Here is a 15,124-nt window from a genome sequence, read left to right on the forward strand (position 1 = left end):
CGACCAGGTGTCAAGTTCATGCAAGCGCAACCGCAGCGCTAGAACAACAAGGTTCCGGCATGGACTTGATACCTGGGCGGCGGTGCTGTACCCGTAGGGCTGCCGACGTGAGCGAGGGGAACAAACCACCACCCCACAAACCGCCAGCGCAGGGACTGACCAGACCCCCCTATGGACTAGCGCCAGTTCTCCGAGGGATCAGAGGTCCCCGCTGGAAGCGCCTGCTTTTCGCCTTTCACGGCTTTTGACTTTAATCCCAATCCCCCAACATCCAACATGCCATAAAATCAGCCCATGATTATCGCCTTTTCCGTAACCCCCCTCGGCGTCGGCGAGAGCGTCAGCGAGTACGTAGCAGACGCAGTCCGCGTAGTCCGCGACAGCGGCCTCCCCAACTCCACCGACGCGATGTTCACCAGCATCGAAGGCGAGTGGGACGAGGTAATGGCAGTGGTCAAAGCCGCCGTGGACGCCGTCGCAGCCAAGGCACCCCGAGTCAGTGTGGTGCTGAAGGCGGACATCCGCGCCGGAGTGACCGACGGCCTGACCGCGAAGGTGGCCGCAGTGGAGGAGCGCCTCGCCGAAAACTGACCCGGCTCCAACTCCACCCCACTCCCACCCCACCCCACCCCACCCCCACCCCACCCCCGGCTACGCCAAATCAGTGGATTCCCCCATCGACCGCTATAGCCCCAGCCTGGCCCCGGGGAGATCGCCACCGTGCTGAAACTCCATTCCCCACTATCAGGCCGTATTCGACGCGCCGCCGTCGCCACAGCCGTAGCCACCGCTGCCGCCACCCTGGCGTTGCTCGGGACCGCAGCCCCGGCTGGCGCGGTTGGCCACGTCTCGCACACGCACGTCTCGCACACGGTCGACATCACCGCTGTGGAGCCGCTGGCCTACACCGTCGACACGCACGGCACGTTGGAGGCCGGCTACGTCCACGTCGCGTTCCGGAACCAGGGGCACGTTGCGCATCAGGCTCAGCTGTTCCGGCTGAACGATGGTGTCACCTACGCCCAGTGGCTCGCGGATCTGCACGGCCCCAATCCGAACGCGGCGTTCTTCACGGACGCGGCGCCGACTGGTGGGGCCACGCCTGTGGTGCCGGGTGCCCGCCAGGACGTGTGGGGCGTGTTGAGCGGCGGCACTTATGTCGTGGCCTGCTTCGTTCCTGGGCCGGGCGGGGTGCCGCATGTGCTGCTGGGCATGTATCAGCCGTTCGAGGTGGTGGGTTCGGTGCCGGCGTGGGCCCAGCAGTTGGCGCCTGCCTTCGGGCGGCCGGCGTGGGCCTCGATCCAGGCGCATGACCTCACCTACACGATGCCGCCGTCGCTGGTGCGTGGGGCTCTCATCCGGTTCGACGACACCGACTCGGCGGACGTCCACGAGTTGAACCTGGGCAAGCTCCTGCCCGGTAAGACCGTGGACGACGCCAAGGGGTGGTTCGCCGCCTCCGCCAACAACCCCCTCGTGGACCCGGGCCCACCGCCGTTCACCTTCGAGGGCGGCTACGGCGCCGTGGTGCCCGGCCAGGGCGGCTGGTTCCGCGTCGAGGCCGACCCGGGGCGGTACATCGCGTTCTGCCTGGTGCCTGATGACGAGACGGGCAAGTCGCACGCCTCCATGGGGATGGTTACCGGGTTCACGGTGCTGGCTGACTGAATCCGTCTTCTGCGACCGTTCGACTCAAGCGGCGCGGCTCACGGGAAGACCGTGGGCCGCGCCTTCCGCATTGCCCGGCTTCGCTCTGCTGGGCAGCCCCGACCTCGCTGTGCGGGCAGCCCCGCCTACTCCCCGAGCAGCTCCGCCAACGCCGCGCGCAGCTGGCCCCACGGGAAGCGCGGATCGTCGTCCTCCGGCTGGATGAAGCGCACTCCGGCCTCGAACAGCGTCTGCGCATGGGCGTCGAACGCGGGGTGCTTCTGCAACTCCGGCTTGGCCCAGACGGTCGCCGCGATGGGCAGGCCCGCGCCGAGGTATTCGTTGAGGATTCCCAGCGCCAGCGTGTCGCTGATCCCCAGCGCCCACTTGTTGACCGTGTTGAACGTCACCGGCGCCACCAACAGCGCGTCCGGCGGCGGCAGCACGTCCGCCTCGCCGGGCCGGCGGGGCTCCACGCGGACCGGGTAGCCGGTGGCGACGGAGACCGCCGCCGGGTCCAGGAACCGCTCCCCGGAGGGCGTGCACAGGACGCAGACGGTCCACCCGTCGGATTGCAGCCCCGGCACGGCCTCGGGGTGCGACAGCAGTTCCGCGGCGGGCGGGGCGCCGCACGCGATCAGGTAGAGCACAGGCACAGTCGGGTCCTCCCGGCTTGTCAGGGACATTCTGTCGTTTCGTCCGCGACGCCCCCGCGGTGGGGGGCATGATGGGACTCGAATTCAGGACGTTCCTCATTTGAGAGGCCCAGCATGGCCACCTACGAGCCGGAGACCGACGGCGGTCGCATCCGCCGCCTCCGCAAGCGCGCCGGCCTGACCCAGGCCGAGTTCGGGCAACTCATGGGCCGCTCCCAGGGATGGGTGTCAGGCATCGAGAACGGCGACATCGAGTTGGATTCGGTGACCCTGATCGTACGCGCCGCGAGCGTGCTGAAGGTCTATCCCAACGAAATCACCGGCCGCCCCTACGATCCCGGCACCCCGGCCGAGGACCGCGGGCACCGGGCCATCCCGGCCATCCGCCGCGTGGTCTCGCGGCACGACCTGCCCCCGGACTGGCCGGCCGACCCCCGCCCCCGGCGGGAGCTGCGCCAGGCCGTGGCCGAGCTCACGGTGCTGCGGATGGCGGCCCGCTACGCGGACCTCGGAGAGGCCGCCCCGAGCCTGATCCGGGAGCTCCACGCCGCCGCCTACCTCGCCCCCTCCGGGACCGAGTCCGAGCGGCTGCACGGGCTGCTGGCCCGGGCGTATCGGGAGGCTGACACGGTCGCGCACGAGCTCGGCTACGACGACCTGTCCACGCTCACCACCGAGCGCTTCCGGGCCGCCGCGGACCGGGCCGGCGACCCGTGCCTGGCAGTGGTCTTCGACTACCTGCGGGTCCGGGACCTGTGGGCCGCGGACCTGTGGCCGGACGCCCTCGGCGTGATCGACGGCGCGATCGGCGCGATCGGCGAGCCCCGCAGCGACGCGCAGGCCTCGGTCTGGGGCTCGCTGCAACTGCGGGCCGCCATCACCGCGGCCCTGTCCTCCGACGAGACCGAGGCCTGGCAGCGGATCGCCCTGGCCGCCGAGACCGCCGAGCGGATCGGCGACGGCTGCGACCCCTACAAGCTGTGCTTCGGCCCGGCGAACGTCGCCATCCATGGCGTGGCGGTGGCGGTGGAGGTGCGCGACGGCGCGCGCGCCGTCCAACTCGCCTCGCAGGTCCGCATGCCCCCGAACTTCCCGGCCTCCCGCCGCGGACGGTTCCACCTCGACTTCGCGCGTGGATGGATTTACTACGGGGGATATGAACAGGCGCTGAACGAGATTGAACGAGCAGAGCGCATCGCACCGTTGTTGGTCCGGAACAACCCCGTGGCCAAGGCCGCGGTACGGTCCCTGCTCAGCCATGAGCGGCGCAGCCAGCGCGAGCGGCTGCGGCGCATCGCCGGGCGGATGCACATTTCGTGAAGGGGGTGGGGTGAGCAGGGGACCGGAATCAGTCCAGGCGCCGCAGCTCCTTGCGGTAGCGCACGCCGTTGGCGACATAGCGGGCCACCGCGTCGTCGAACGCGCCCTCGGCGACGGCGTCCTCGCGGATCTTGGCGGGGACGCCCAGAGCCATGGCCCGGGCCGGCACCTCGACGTTGTTGCCCACGACGGCACCGGCGCCCACAAGCGCCCCGCCGCGCACGATCGCCTTGTGCAGCACCACGGACCCCGAACCGATCAGACATCCGTCCTCCACCACGCAACCCTCCAGGTGCGCGATGTGACCAACGACACAATCCGAGCCGATCACTGTGGGCAACATCTCAGTGGCGTGGACGACGGTCCCGTCCTGGATCGACGTACGGTCGCCGATCGTAATCCTGCCGTAATCGCCACGAAGTACCGCGCCAGGCCATACTGTGCTTCCCGCACCCACCTTGACCTGGCCGATCACGGTCGCCTCCGGGTGGATGTAGGCCTCGGGGTGGATTTCCGGCACTGCGTTACCGATTGCGTAGACGGCCATGGTTGGTCATCCTTCCTGGGTGTGACTGCCGTGATGTCCGGAACAAAGGGGGATGGATCGGTACTCGAGCGACACCGGATCACCGGCCCGGATCACCTGTTCGGGTCTGTTCCGGGGTGTCGATTGCGTAACGGGTCTTGAAGTACGGCACAATCTGCGCTTCAGCGGGCACAATCGCGCTCCTTTCCGCGTTACTGCGCTGACGGCACAACGCCGACGGCGTTCGCGCGCAGACGGTAGCGCACCGTATGTGCCGGCCGCCGGAGGCGCCCCGCCGCCACCGCACAGAACAGCACCAACACGACGACTAACAGCCGTCAGGGGAGAGGGATCGAGAATGGCTACCGACTACGACACACCGCGCAAGACCGACGACGACCTCAACGAGGACAGCCTGGAGGAGCTGAAGGCCCGCCGCACCGACAAGGCCGCGGGGCTGGCGGACCTGGACGAGGGCGACAACGAGTCCCTCGAGCTCCCCGGAGCGGATCTGTCGAACGAGGAGCTGTCGGTCCGCGTGTTGCCGCGCCAGGCCGATGAGTTCACGTGCACCAGCTGTTTCCTGGTGCATCACCGCAGCCAGCTGGCGCGGGAGAAGGGGAACGAGATGATTTGCAAGGACTGCGCCTGATGCGGGTGTAGTCGCGGAGGTAGTCTCTGTGCCCCTCGGGCCCCGCTATGGCGGGGCCTTCGTCTTTTCCCGGCGCGGATCGCGGGCTGCTGGAGCCCGCGCCGAGCGCCGGCCCGCAAGCACCGACCGGGCAAGCACCAACCACGCAAAGTACCGACCGCGCAAAGTACCGACCGCGCAAAGTACCGACCCCGCAAGCACCGACCGCAGAACCGCCGCCGCCGACCGCTATCGCCGCGCCAGCGCCTTGGCGAGCTTCTCCGGCCGCCGCGTCGACAAGTACAGATACGGCGTCGGGTCGGCGGGGTCGCTGACCTCCACCTTGACCGCCGTCCGGACGTAGCCCCGCAGCAGCATGAAGGCCCGGGCGTCGGCCTCCGTGGTCCGCAGCCGGCGCGCCGCTTCGGCGTCCAGGGCGGTGGCTGCCCCGAGCGCCGTGAGAGGGAGACGTGCCGGACCGGCTTCCAGGAAGCCGTCGTGCACCCGGACTGCGACGCGGCCGTAGGCGATCACCAGAGCGGCGCAGACGACGGCCGTCCCGGCCATCGCGACCAGGGCCGCCGGCGCGCTCGCGCGCAGAAAGATCAGGCCCGCCATCACCGCGGCCAGGGCCGTGATCGCCCACCACGCGGGCGGGGCGGTGAGGCGTTCCTCATAGCTGCTGGTGTCCGTGCCTGCCATGCCGACAATCTGCCATATCCGGGCCTTGCCGACCGGGGTGGGGTGGACGGTCCCGCGCTCAGGCGCCTCCGGGGTCGTCGGAGCGCCGGTCCGAGGCGTCCCAGCCCGGTACCGCGGTGATCGAGGTGGGGTCGACGTCCCATTCCCGCCCGCCTCCGGGCGGCCGGAGCCAGGCGCGGGCCCGGGTGTAGGCCATCAAGCGGCCGATGCGGCCTTCGGCGTCGCGGACGAGGGTTCCGACCTGGGGACGTCCGTCCGTTTCGGGGGTCTTCATGGACTTCATACCGAGGAAGTTAGGACGGCCGGGCGGCTCGGATATCAGTGGAAGTGATACGGCGCGGATACAGAGAGTGGACGACGGCCCCCCGATCGGGTGTGAGCGTGGCCACGCGGGGTCGGTGGGGGGCGGCGCTTGCCGGTAGATTCCTCCCCGTGAGACCTGCCTCGACCACTCCGCCGCCGGACGCCGTCATGCCGGAGAAGCACCCCAACGCCCCCGCCGCCGGTACCAAGCTCGGTTCGCATTACTCGCGCTGCTTCGGGTGCGGGGATGACGCGCTGGGCGGTCTGCGGGTGTCCTCCACCGTCGGTGAGGGGGTGAGCGTCACCACCGAGTTCACCGTCACCGAGAACCACCAGGGCGCGCCGGGCCTGGCCCACGGCGGCCTGCTGGCCCTGGCCTTCGACGAGGCGCTGGGCGCGGTGAACTGGCTGATCGGCGCCATCGCCGTGACCGGCCGCCTGGAGACCGACTACCTGCTCCCGGTCCCGGTCGGCACCACGCTGCACATCACCGCGCAGTGCGACGGGATCGCCGGGCGCAAGATCTTCACCTCCGCCGAGGGCCGCCTGGACGGCCCGGAGGGCCCGGTCGCGGTGCGCGCCACCGCGATCTTCATCCAGGTCGGCGTCGACCACTTCCTGTCCAACGGCCGCCTGGAGGACGTGCAGGAGGCCATGCACGACCCCGAGCAGCTCCGGGCCGCCCGGGCGTTCGAGGTCAATCCGTAGTGGCGCCGGTGGACGTCCTCATCCAGCGGCTCGATCCCACATTGCCGGTGCCCGCGTACGCCCATCCGGGGGACGCCGGCGCCGATCTGCTCACCACCGTGGACGCCACCCTGGCGCCGGGGGAGCGGGCGGTGCTGCCCACCGGGATCGCGATCGCGCTGCCGGACGGCTACGCCGCCTTCGTGCACCCGCGCTCCGGGCTGGCCGCGCGCTGCGGCGTCGCGATGGTGAACGCGCCGGGCACCATCGACGCCGGGTACCGTGGAGAGATCAAGATCATCCTGGTCAACCTGGACCCGCGCGAGCCGGTCGTGCTCCGGCGGGGCGACCGGATTGCCCAGCTTGTAGTACAAAAGGTCGAGAAGGCGGTCTTCCACGAGGTCGCCGAGCTCCCCGGGTCGCACCGCGGAGAGGGCGGTTTCGGTTCGACCGGCACGGCGGCGGGAACACCCGTCTAGATCCCGCGCGTTTCCCCTAGAGAGGCCGTGTGACGGTACTCTCACCGGGGCCGCGCGACGACAGGCGCACGCCTCCGTGGAGCAGAGCGCTGCGTCAGTGGGACGCAGAGATAGAGAGAGTGGGAAGCCGTGGTTTTCCGACGCGGACAGAAGGCCGAATCCGGCCGGCGCGACCGGGTGAGCGAGGCCGACGCCTACGGCGACCTGAGCGAGGCCAAGGAGGAGGAGCGCAAGCTCACCCTCGCCGACGTCTCGCGGGCCGCGGGCCCCTGGGACTTCAACGAGGTCGAGGACCCCAAGGCCGGCCGCGTGGACCTGGGCGCCCTGCTGGTGCCCGCGGTCGAGGGCATGGAGCTGCGCCTGGAGATGGCCGACGCCGACCAGGTGATCGCGGCCACCGTGGTGGCCCGCCAGTCGGCGGTGCAGCTGCAGGCGTTCGCCGCCCCGCGCAGCGAGGGCATCTGGGCCGAGGTCCGCGGCGAGATCGCGCTGGAGATCTCCAAGCAGGGCGGCACCGTGGACGAGCGCGAGGGGCCGTTCGGCGTGGAGCTGCGGGCCCAGGTGCCGGTGCAGGCCCCGGACGGCAGCCGCGGCATCCAGCTGGTGCGCTTCATCGGCGTCGACGGCCCGCGCTGGTTCCTGCGCGGCGTGGTCTCCGGCCAGGGCGCGGTGCAGCCGCAGGAGGCGCGTGACATAGAGCACGTCTTCCGCGACACCGTGGTGAGCCGGGGCAATTCGCCCATGGCCCCCCGCGACCCGATCCCGCTGCGGATGCCGGCCGAGGCCCAGCAGGCCATGCAGGCCCAGGCCGACGCCGAGGCCGGCGAGCCGGGCAACCAGTACGAGCAGGGCGACCTGAACCCGTTCCGGCGCGGTCCGGAGATCACCGAGACCCGCTGAGCGCGGCCGGGGCGGTCGTCCCGGTGTGAGCCGGATCGCGTGGATCCGGCCCCAGGAGTGACAAGCGGGCCGAGCAGTCCTGTTCAGGGCGGCTCGGCCCGCTACAGTTCGCAGTATGTCCTTGGAGAGCGGCCAGCGGGCCGAACCGACGAGCCGGGGCCGCCACGCCGGGCCGACGGACCACGACACGCAGCGCGACCAGGAAGCCTTCGAAGGGGTCATGCAGACCGCGCTGGACGGCGTGGTCGTGGACGTGACGCTGGGCGCCGAGGAGGCGGCCAGGGTAGCCGCGGCCAAGGAGGCCGAGGCCAAGGCCTACGAGGACGCCGTCAAGAAGGCCTTCGGCGGCAAGATGGGCATGGCCGACGCCGGCCTGCCGGCCATCGTCTTCCTGATCGTCTACACCGCCACCAACAACCTGAACCCGGCCGCCATCGGCTCGGTGGCGGTCGCGGTGGTGATGTTCGCGATCCGGCTGCTGCGTCGCGAGACCCTCCAGCACGCCTTCTCCGGCCTGTTCGGGGTGCTGGTGTGCGCGGCCTTCGCCAAGTTCTCCGGCCACGCGCAGAACTACTATCTGCCCGGCATCCTGATCAACCTCGGCTCGTTCCTGCTGTTCGCCGGGACCGCGCTGTTCCGCTGGCCGATCGTCGGGCTGATGATCGGACCGATCACCGGCGAGATGACCACCTGGAAGCAGGTGCCCGGCCGGCTGCGCGCGTTCACCAACGCCACCTGGCTGCTGGCCGCGCTGTTCGCGGTCAAGCTCGCGGTGCAGGTGCCGCTGTACCTGACCCACCACACCACCGCGCTCGGCGTGATGAAGCTGGTCCTGGGCTACCCGCCGTACCTGGCCTGCCTGTACTTCGCCTGGCAGATGATCAAGAACGCGCCGCCGCCGGTGATGCCCGAGTCGGCCGAGGACGCCGAGCCGACCGAGGGCGCCGAGGCCGCGGTCGAGGGTAACGATCCGGCGTAGGGCCGCAACGCGGGGCGGTCGCCGACTCGTCACAACGGCATGCGACGACACGTCCTCAACGCCTTGTCCGCTCTTGCCGCGGTGACTGCCCTCACAGTGTCCGGCTGCTCGTCGAGCGCCTCCAAGTCCGCCTCGGCGGGCGCGAAGGGCGCCGCGGCGTCCACCCCGGCCACCCCGGCCAAACCCTCCCCGTCGATCGAGGCGGTGTGCCTCCAGGGCGTGGCCGGCGTCGACAAGACGGTCACCCATTTCCCCGGCGGCAACGGCCACACGGTCGAGGCCTACACCACCGGCACCGGCCCGATCGGGGTGGTGCTGGCGCACCAGGTGGACTCCACCCTGTGCCAGTGGTCCGACATCCGGAACGACTTCCCGGACAAGGACTACACCGTGATGGCCATCACCATGGGCGGCGGCATCGACACCGACGTGGTGAAGGCGGTCGAGAAGCTGCGGGCCAAGGGATTGCAGAAGATCGTGCTGGTCGGGGCCTCGATGGGCGGCACCGCGGTGCTGACCGCGGCCGGGGAGATCACCCCTCCGGTGCAGGCCGTGGTCTCGCTGTCCGGACCGGCGGGGTACGGCAACGCCGACGCCTACGGCTCGGTCGAGAAATTCCAGATACCGGTCGCGTTCTTCGCCGGGGAGCAGGACCTGACCTTCGCGACCGACGCGCAGAAGATGTACGACGCCGCCACCGAGAAGGACAAGACGATCCACATCCTCAAGGACGACCCCGACCACGGCGTCGACCTGTGGCCGCAGGTGAAGGACGAGGTGTTCTCGTTCATCACCAAGCACACGCAGTGACCCGGCGCCGGTGCCGGTGCCGGTAACGGCGAAGGGCCCGCGGGAGCATTCCCGCGGGCCCTTCGGCACGTCATAGGGCTAGTCCGCCTGCTCCTCGCCGGCCACGGCCGGCGACAGCAGCTCCTCCAGCTCCTCCTCGCGGTCCACGTGCGCCACGAACAGCAGCTCGTCCAGCGCGGCGAGGGGCTCCTCCGGCGTCGGGATCAGCACCCGGCCGCCGCGGATGATGGTCACCAGCGCGGTGTCCTCCGGCCAGGCCACCTCGCCCACGGTGGTGCCGACCAGCGCGGTGTCCTTCGGCAGGGTCAGTTCCACCAGGTTGGCGTCGCCCTGGCTGAAGCGCAGCAGCCGGACCAGGTCGCCGACCGAGACGGCCTCCTCGACCAGCGCGGACAGCAGGCGCGGGGTGGACACCGCGACGTCCACGCCCCACTTCTCGTCGAACATCCACTCGTTCTTCGGGTGGTTGATCCGGGCGACCACCCTCGGCACGCCGTACTCGGTCTTGGCCAGCAGCGACACCACCAGGTTGGCCTTGTCGTCGCCGGTCGCGGCGACCACCACGTTGCAGCGCTGGAGCGCCGCCTCGTCCAGCGAGGAGATCTCGCAGGCGTCGGCCAGCAGCCATTCGGCGGTCGGCAGGCCCTCCACCGCGATCCGCGACGGGTCGCGGTCGATCAGCAGCACCTCGTGGCCGTTCTCCAGCAGCTCCTTGGCGATGGAGCTGCCGACGTTGCCCGCCCCGGCGATTGCGACACGCATCAGGCGCCCGGTCCCTTCGCGAAGACTTCCTCGACCCGCGCCACGTCGTCGGGGGTCACCATGACCTGCACCAGGTCGCCGTCCTGCAGCACGGTGTCGGCGGCCGGCAGCACGCCCTCGCCCAGCCGGGTCAGGAACCCGATCCGGACGCCCGCGGCCTCCTCCAGCCGGGCCACCCGGTGGCCCATCCAGCCCGGGTCCACGTGCACCTCGACCAGCGCCACCTGGCCGCTGGGGTCGCGCCACATCTCGGTGGAGCCGGCCGGCAGCAGGCGCCGCAGCATCTGGTCGGCGGTCCACCGCACGGTGGCCACGGTCGGGATGCCCAGGCGCTGGTATATCTCGGCGCGGCGCGGGTCGTAGATGCGCGCGCAGACGTTCTCGACTCCGAAGTTCTCCCGAGCCACTCGCGCGGCGATGATGTTCGAGTTGTCGCCGCTGGACACCGCGGCGAACGCCGCGGCCTCGGCGATCCCCGCCTCGGCGAGGGTGTCGCGGTCGAATCCGGTGCCGGTCACCCGGCGGCCCGCGAAATGCGGGCTCAGCCTGCGGAAGGCTCCCGGGTCCTGATCGATGACCGCGACCGTGTGGCCGAGATCCTCCAGGCTGTGCGCCAGGGTGGAGCCCACCCGGCCGCACCCCATGATGACGACGTGCACGTTCGACCCTCTCGGGAGACTTCGGACGATGAGACTTTCGATGTTCGTATCTCGACGGTACTACGGGGTGTGAAGGCTCGTTCGCACGCCCGGCGGTGGGCGCGGACCGCACCCCCTAGGCTGGACGCGTGAACCGACCCGCAGCACGCCGCAGCCCGTCCGAGGCCGATTCCGGCCGCCGTACAGCCGCCCAGAACGGCCGCGAGGAGCGCCCCGGCGGCGACGGCTCCCGCGACGGCTCCCGGGCCGGGCGGGGGCGCCCGGAGCGCCCGGAGCGCCCGCAGAGCCCGTCGGAGCGGCCGGACCGGTCCCGGTCGCGGCGGGACCGGCCGGAGCGGGCCGGCGACGCCGTCGGCACCCGGATCGAGGTCGAGGTCGGGCCGCCCGGCCACGGCGGCTTCTGCGTCGCGCGGCACGAGGGGCGCGCGGTGTTCGTGCGGCACGCGCTGCCCGGCGAACGGGTGGTGGCGGTGGTGACCGAGGGCGACGCGAAGGACTCCTTCTGGCGGGCCGACGCGGTGGAGGTCCTGGCCGCCTCCGAGGACCGGGTGGAGCCGCCGTGCGAGTACGCCGGGCCCGGCCGCTGCGGCGGCTGCGACTGGCAGCATGTCGCCTACGAGGCGCAGCTGCGCCTCAAGGGGCAGGTGGTGGAGGAGCAGCTGCGCAGGCTCGCGAAGCTGGACCGCGAGGTGGTCGTCGAGGAGGTCGGCTCGCCGTTCGGCTGGCGGACCCGGGTGCAGTTCGCGGTGGACGCCGACGGGCAGCTCGGCTTCCGCAAGCACCGCTCGCACGAGGTCGTGCCGGTGGAGGAGTGCGCCATCGCGTCCGCCGGGGTGGACGAGGTCGGGGCGCTCCAGCGGGACTGGCCCGGCATGGAGACCGTCGAGGTGATCGCCGCGACCGGCTCGGCGGACCGCGCCCTGGTGGTGACGCCGCACCGCGGGGAGCAGATGCCGTATGTGGACGCCGACGTGAAGGTGTCCGTCCTGCGCGGCGTCTCGCGGAACACGCACATTTCCGGGGTGCAGCGGATCCACGGCCGTCCCTATGTGCGCGAGGTCGCCGAGGGGCGCACCTGGCGGGTCAGCGGCAGCGGGTTCTGGCAGGTGCATCCGGCGGCGCCGGACGTGCTCACCGAGGCCGTCCTGGACTTCCTGGAGCCGGCCGCCGGCGAGGTCGCCCTGGACCTCTACTGCGGCGTCGGCCTGTTCGCGGTGCCGCTGGCCGAGGCGGTCGGCGAGGACGGCGCGGTGCTGGCCGTGGAGCTGGACCGGCAGGCGATCAAGGACGCCGCGCACAACCTGGGCTTCGAGGAGGACGTCGAGGAGAGCGCCGAGTTCCCGTGGGTCGATCTGGTCGAGGGCTCGGTCGACGAGGTGCTCGCCGACGACGGGTACGTGCCGGACCAGGCGGACGTCGTCGTCCTGGACCCGCCGCGGGCCGGGGCCGGGCGCGAGGTGTGCGCGCGGATCGCGGCGCTGGCGCCGCGCGCGGTCGCGTACGTGGCCTGCGACCCGGCCGCGCTGGCGCGCGACGTGGCCTACTTCGCCGACGCCGGCTACGAACTGATCGATCTGCGCGCCTTCGACCTGTTCCCCATGACTCGGCATGTGGAATGCGTGGCGCTCCTGGAACCCGTCCAGCGATAGCATCTTCTCAACGCGACTGGCGCAGAACGCGCGTTTTTATAGGCAAGCGTCCTATAAGGCACGCGCGAAGGTGGAACGAACCACCGGGAAGCGAGAATTCAGAGCGGGCACCGTGCGCCTGGGTGTCCTTCCGGACGATGACGCCCGAGGAGGCATCACATGCACTCGCCCGCCATTCCCGAACTCGCCGCCGAAGACCCGGAGATCGCCGGCCTCATCGAGGACGAAGCACGCCGCCAGTACGAGAAGATCCGGATGATCGCCTCGGAGAACTACGTCTCCACGGCGGTCCTGGAGGCTTCCAGCACGGTCCTGACCAACAAGTACTCCGAGGGCTACGCCGGCCGTCGCTACTACGAGGGCCAGCAGTTCATCGACCCGGTCGAGAGCATCGCGATCGACCGGGCCAAGGCGCTGTTCGGCGTCGACCACGCCAACGTGCAGCCCTACTCCGGCTCCCCGGCGAACCTCGCCGTCTACCTGGCCTTCCTGAAGCCGGGCGACACCTTCATGGGCGCCGGCCTGGCCGCCGGCGGCCACCTGACCCACGGCTCGCCGGTGTCGGTGACCGGCAAGTGGTTCAACCCGGTGGCCTACGGCGTGTCCCGCGAGACCGGCATCGTCGACATGAACGACGTCCGCGACCTGGCGCTCAAGGAACGCCCGAAGGTCATCTTCTGCGGCGGCACCGCGATCCCCCGGATCATCGACTACCCGGCCTTCGCCGACATCGCCAAGGAGATCGACGCCATCCTGGTGGCCGACATCGCCCACATCGCCGGCCTGATCGCCGGCGGCGCCCACCCCTCCCCGGTCGGCTACGCGGACGTGATCACCACCACCACCCACAAGACCCTCCGCGGCCCCCGCGGCGCGATGATCATGACGACCGAGGAGTACGCCACCCCCATCGACAAGGCCGTCTTCCCCGGCCTGCAAGGCGGCCCCCACAACCACACCACCGCCGGCATCGCGGTGGCACTACGCGAGGCGGCGCAGCCGGCGTTCCGCGTCTACGCGGAGACGGTCGTGGCCAACGCCAAGGCGCTCGCCACCGCCCTCACCGAACGCGGCTGGGACCTGGTGTCCGGCGGCACCGACAACCATCTGATCCTCGCCGACCTGACCCCGAAGGGCGTCACCGGCAAGGTCGCCGCCAAGGCCCTGGACGCGGCGGGCATCGAACTGAACTACAACTCGGTCCCCTTCGACCCCCGCAAGCCTTTCGACCCGTCCGGCATCCGCCTGGGCGCCGCCGCGATCACCACGCGCGGGCTGCTGCCCGAGCAGATGGGACAGATCGCGGGGTGGATGGACGAGACGGTGGAGGCTGCCGCCAAGGGCGACACTGAGCAGTATGCGCGGATCGCTGGTGAGGTGCGGGAGCTGATGACGCAGTATCCGATGCCGGGGTGGGTGTGAGGGCTGGAGATTGAAGGGTTGAGGAGTTGAAGGGTTGAGAGAAGGCGCTGCTGGCTTGTGGTCGGCAGCGCCTTTTTGGTTGGAAGTCGATCAAAAGTTAGTCAAAGGCTGAGGATCAAGGTCAAGAGCTGGGTAAGGCAGGCGCCTCCGGCGAGGGCCTCTGATCCCTCGGAGAACTGGCGCTAGTCCATAGGGGGGTCTAGTCAGTCCCTGCGCTGGCGGTTTGTGGGGTGGGGGTTTGTTCCCCTCGCTCACGTCGGCAGCCCTACGGGTACAGCACCGCCGCCCAGGTATCAAGTCCATGCCGTTGCGGTGATGGTTGTTGGACTGCGGTTGGGCTTGCATGAACTTGACACCTGGTCGGCGGTACTGTAGGCAGAGCCCTGCCGACGTGACCGAGGAGAACAAACCAAAAACCCAGGGAGAGGACTGAAGGATCCGGGGGCGGTGGGCGGCTACTTCAGCCATCTGGCCGCCGGTGGGGCAAACCTTCGGCCATCGGTAGAGCGAGTCTTCGACTGCCGGTCAGATAGGCCTATGGGGCGCCGGTGCGGCGGGTCGCTGGCGAGGCAGGTCTTTGGGGCGCTAGTGCGGGAGGCCTCAGCTGTCCTCCGCTTTTGCTTTGAACCTTCCCGGCGGCCGGAATCGGCAGGCAGCCGCCCCCTACCCAGTGATTGTCAGCTCTCTCCCTGGGGTTTTGGTTTGTTCTCCTCGGTCACGTCGGCAGGGCTTTGCCTACAGTACCGCCGACCAGGTGTCAAGTTCATGCACACCCAACCGCAGCACTAGAACAACAAGGTTCCGGCATGGACTTGATACCTGGGCGGCGGTGCTGTACCCGTAGGGCTGCCGACGTGAGCGAGGGGAACAAACCCCCACCCCACCAACCGCCAGCGCAGAGACTAACCAGACCCCCCTATGGAGCAGCGCCAGTTCTCCGAGGGATCAGAGGCCCTCGCCGGAGGCGCCTGCCTTACCCAGCTCTTGACTTT

General features: G+C 70.3%; 17 protein-coding genes and 1 riboswitch. Of the genes, 11 read left to right on the forward strand and 6 right to left on the reverse strand.

Going from position 1 to position 15,124, the window contains the following annotated elements:
- Positions 1 to 294: 294 nt before the first annotated feature.
- Both ABD481_RS45565 and ABD481_RS45570 read left to right on the forward strand, forming a co-directional pair.
- Positions 295 to 591, forward strand: a complete 297-nt coding sequence (locus ABD481_RS45565; protein WP_344672190.1) for an MTH1187 family thiamine-binding protein — start codon at positions 295 to 297, stop codon at positions 589 to 591.
- Positions 592 to 720: 129 nt separating this feature from the next.
- Positions 721 to 1,668 carry a hypothetical protein gene (locus ABD481_RS45570; RefSeq protein ID WP_344672191.1) on the forward strand — a complete coding sequence of 316 codons (948 nt, stop codon included), beginning with the start codon at positions 721 to 723 and terminating at the stop codon, positions 1,666 to 1,668.
- 125 nt (positions 1,669 to 1,793) lie between these two features.
- Here the strand turns inward: ABD481_RS45570 and ABD481_RS45575 are convergent, their stop codons facing one another.
- Positions 1,794 to 2,303: a flavoprotein gene (locus ABD481_RS45575; RefSeq protein WP_344672192.1), complete on the reverse strand. Its 510-nt coding sequence runs from the start codon at positions 2,301 to 2,303 to the stop codon at positions 1,794 to 1,796.
- Positions 2,304 to 2,417: 114 nt separating this feature from the next.
- Here ABD481_RS45575 and ABD481_RS45580 point away from each other — a divergent pair, with 114 nt between their 5' ends.
- On the forward strand, positions 2,418 to 3,623 hold the full coding sequence (locus tag ABD481_RS45580; protein ID WP_344672193.1) for a helix-turn-helix domain-containing protein: 1,206 nt from the start codon (positions 2,418 to 2,420) through the stop codon (positions 3,621 to 3,623).
- 28 nt (positions 3,624 to 3,651) lie between these two features.
- On the opposite strand, the gene ABD481_RS45585 is transcribed toward ABD481_RS45580, so the two are convergent.
- Positions 3,652 to 4,170, reverse strand: a complete 519-nt coding sequence (locus ABD481_RS45585; protein WP_344672194.1) for a gamma carbonic anhydrase family protein — start codon at positions 4,168 to 4,170, stop codon at positions 3,652 to 3,654.
- A 337-nt stretch (positions 4,171 to 4,507) separates the two neighbouring features.
- Here ABD481_RS45585 and ABD481_RS45590 point away from each other — a divergent pair, with 337 nt between their 5' ends.
- The gene (locus ABD481_RS45590; RefSeq protein ID WP_194911845.1) at positions 4,508 to 4,801 is read left to right on the forward strand and encodes a DUF4193 domain-containing protein; all 294 of its coding nucleotides are present in this window, start codon (positions 4,508 to 4,510) and stop codon (positions 4,799 to 4,801) included.
- Between the two features lie 228 nt (positions 4,802 to 5,029).
- Here the strand turns inward: ABD481_RS45590 and ABD481_RS45595 are convergent, their stop codons facing one another.
- Together ABD481_RS45595 and ABD481_RS45600 are read right to left on the reverse strand one after the other, a co-directional pair.
- Positions 5,030 to 5,482 (reverse strand): DUF3093 domain-containing protein, encoded by a 453-nt coding sequence (locus ABD481_RS45595; protein ID WP_344672195.1) that lies wholly within the window; start codon positions 5,480 to 5,482, stop codon positions 5,030 to 5,032.
- A gap of 58 nt (positions 5,483 to 5,540) precedes the next feature.
- Entirely contained in the window at positions 5,541 to 5,765 is a 225-nt protein-coding gene (locus ABD481_RS45600; RefSeq protein WP_344672196.1) for a hypothetical protein, read from the reverse strand.
- A gap of 188 nt (positions 5,766 to 5,953) precedes the next feature.
- On the opposite strand from ABD481_RS45600, the gene ABD481_RS45605 reads away from it, so the two are divergent.
- The 5 genes from ABD481_RS45605 to ABD481_RS45625 all read left to right on the forward strand — a co-directional run bounded on the left by ABD481_RS45605 (position 5,954) and on the right by ABD481_RS45625 (position 9,640).
- Positions 5,954 to 6,493 (forward strand): PaaI family thioesterase, encoded by a 540-nt coding sequence (locus ABD481_RS45605; RefSeq protein WP_344672204.1) that lies wholly within the window; start codon positions 5,954 to 5,956, stop codon positions 6,491 to 6,493.
- Complete coding sequence (gene dut, locus ABD481_RS45610; RefSeq protein ID WP_344672197.1) at positions 6,493 to 6,951, forward strand: dUTP diphosphatase; 459 nt, start codon at positions 6,493 to 6,495, stop codon at positions 6,949 to 6,951. The genes ABD481_RS45605 and dut overlap by 1 nt, the downstream gene beginning before the upstream one ends.
- Positions 6,952 to 7,080: 129 nt before the next feature.
- A complete protein-coding gene (locus ABD481_RS45615) occupies positions 7,081 to 7,851 on the forward strand; it encodes a DUF3710 domain-containing protein (protein WP_344672198.1) in 771 nt (256 codons plus the stop codon).
- A 115-nt stretch (positions 7,852 to 7,966) separates the two neighbouring features.
- Positions 7,967 to 8,830, forward strand: coding sequence for a DUF3159 domain-containing protein (locus tag ABD481_RS45620; protein WP_344672199.1), 864 nt, complete (start codon positions 7,967 to 7,969; stop codon positions 8,828 to 8,830).
- Between the two features lie 81 nt (positions 8,831 to 8,911).
- On the forward strand, positions 8,912 to 9,640 hold the full coding sequence (locus ABD481_RS45625; RefSeq protein WP_344672200.1) for an alpha/beta hydrolase family protein: 729 nt from the start codon (positions 8,912 to 8,914) through the stop codon (positions 9,638 to 9,640).
- 78 nt (positions 9,641 to 9,718) lie between these two features.
- Here ABD481_RS45625 and ABD481_RS45630 read toward each other — a convergent pair whose 3' ends face one another.
- Together ABD481_RS45630 and ABD481_RS45635 are read right to left on the reverse strand one after the other, a co-directional pair.
- Positions 9,719 to 10,402, reverse strand: a complete 684-nt coding sequence (locus ABD481_RS45630; protein ID WP_344672201.1) for a potassium channel family protein — start codon at positions 10,400 to 10,402, stop codon at positions 9,719 to 9,721.
- Complete coding sequence (locus ABD481_RS45635) at positions 10,402 to 11,061, reverse strand: potassium channel family protein (RefSeq protein ID WP_344672202.1); 660 nt, start codon at positions 11,059 to 11,061, stop codon at positions 10,402 to 10,404. The genes ABD481_RS45630 and ABD481_RS45635 overlap by 1 nt, the downstream gene beginning before the upstream one ends.
- Positions 11,062 to 11,189: 128 nt before the next feature.
- On the opposite strand from ABD481_RS45635, the gene ABD481_RS45640 reads away from it, so the two are divergent.
- Positions 11,190 to 12,710: a class I SAM-dependent RNA methyltransferase gene (locus tag ABD481_RS45640; RefSeq protein WP_425559433.1), complete on the forward strand. Its 1,521-nt coding sequence runs from the start codon at positions 11,190 to 11,192 to the stop codon at positions 12,708 to 12,710.
- A 2-nt stretch (positions 12,711 to 12,712) separates the two neighbouring features.
- Positions 12,713 to 12,841, forward strand: a riboswitch (ZMP/ZTP riboswitch).
- A gap of 28 nt (positions 12,842 to 12,869) precedes the next feature.
- Entirely contained in the window at positions 12,870 to 14,132 is a 1,263-nt protein-coding gene (glyA, locus tag ABD481_RS45645) for a serine hydroxymethyltransferase (protein WP_344672203.1), read from the forward strand.
- Positions 14,133 to 15,124 lie beyond the last annotated feature (992 nt).

It is taken from the genome of Catenulispora yoronensis (assembly GCF_039531695.1).
Lineage (GTDB): Bacteria > Actinomycetota > Actinomycetes > Streptomycetales > Catenulisporaceae > Catenulispora > Catenulispora yoronensis.

What these genes read in the sequence shown, in the direction of transcription:
- ABD481_RS45565 (WP_344672190.1), top strand. Translation starts at nt 295, where the DNA reads ATGATTATCGCCTTTTCCGTAACCCCCCTCGGCGTCGGCGAGAGCGTC.
- ABD481_RS45580 (WP_344672193.1), top strand. Translation starts at nt 2,418, where the DNA reads ATGGCCACCTACGAGCCGGAGACCGACGGCGGTCGCATCCGCCGCCTC.
- ABD481_RS45585 (WP_344672194.1), bottom strand. Translation starts at nt 4,170, where the DNA reads ATGGCCGTCTACGCAATCGGTAACGCAGTGCCGGAAATCCACCCCGAG.
- ABD481_RS45590 (WP_194911845.1), top strand. Translation starts at nt 4,508, where the DNA reads ATGGCTACCGACTACGACACACCGCGCAAGACCGACGACGACCTCAAC.
- ABD481_RS45595 (WP_344672195.1), bottom strand. Translation starts at nt 5,482, where the DNA reads ATGGCAGGCACGGACACCAGCAGCTATGAGGAACGCCTCACCGCCCCG.
- ABD481_RS45600 (WP_344672196.1), bottom strand. Translation starts at nt 5,765, where the DNA reads ATGAAGTCCATGAAGACCCCCGAAACGGACGGACGTCCCCAGGTCGGA.
- ABD481_RS45605 (WP_344672204.1), top strand. Translation starts at nt 5,954, where the DNA reads ATGCCGGAGAAGCACCCCAACGCCCCCGCCGCCGGTACCAAGCTCGGT.
- ABD481_RS45620 (WP_344672199.1), top strand. Translation starts at nt 7,967, where the DNA reads ATGTCCTTGGAGAGCGGCCAGCGGGCCGAACCGACGAGCCGGGGCCGC.
- ABD481_RS45630 (WP_344672201.1), bottom strand. Translation starts at nt 10,402, where the DNA reads ATGCGTGTCGCAATCGCCGGGGCGGGCAACGTCGGCAGCTCCATCGCC.
- glyA (WP_344672203.1), top strand. Translation starts at nt 12,870, where the DNA reads ATGCACTCGCCCGCCATTCCCGAACTCGCCGCCGAAGACCCGGAGATC.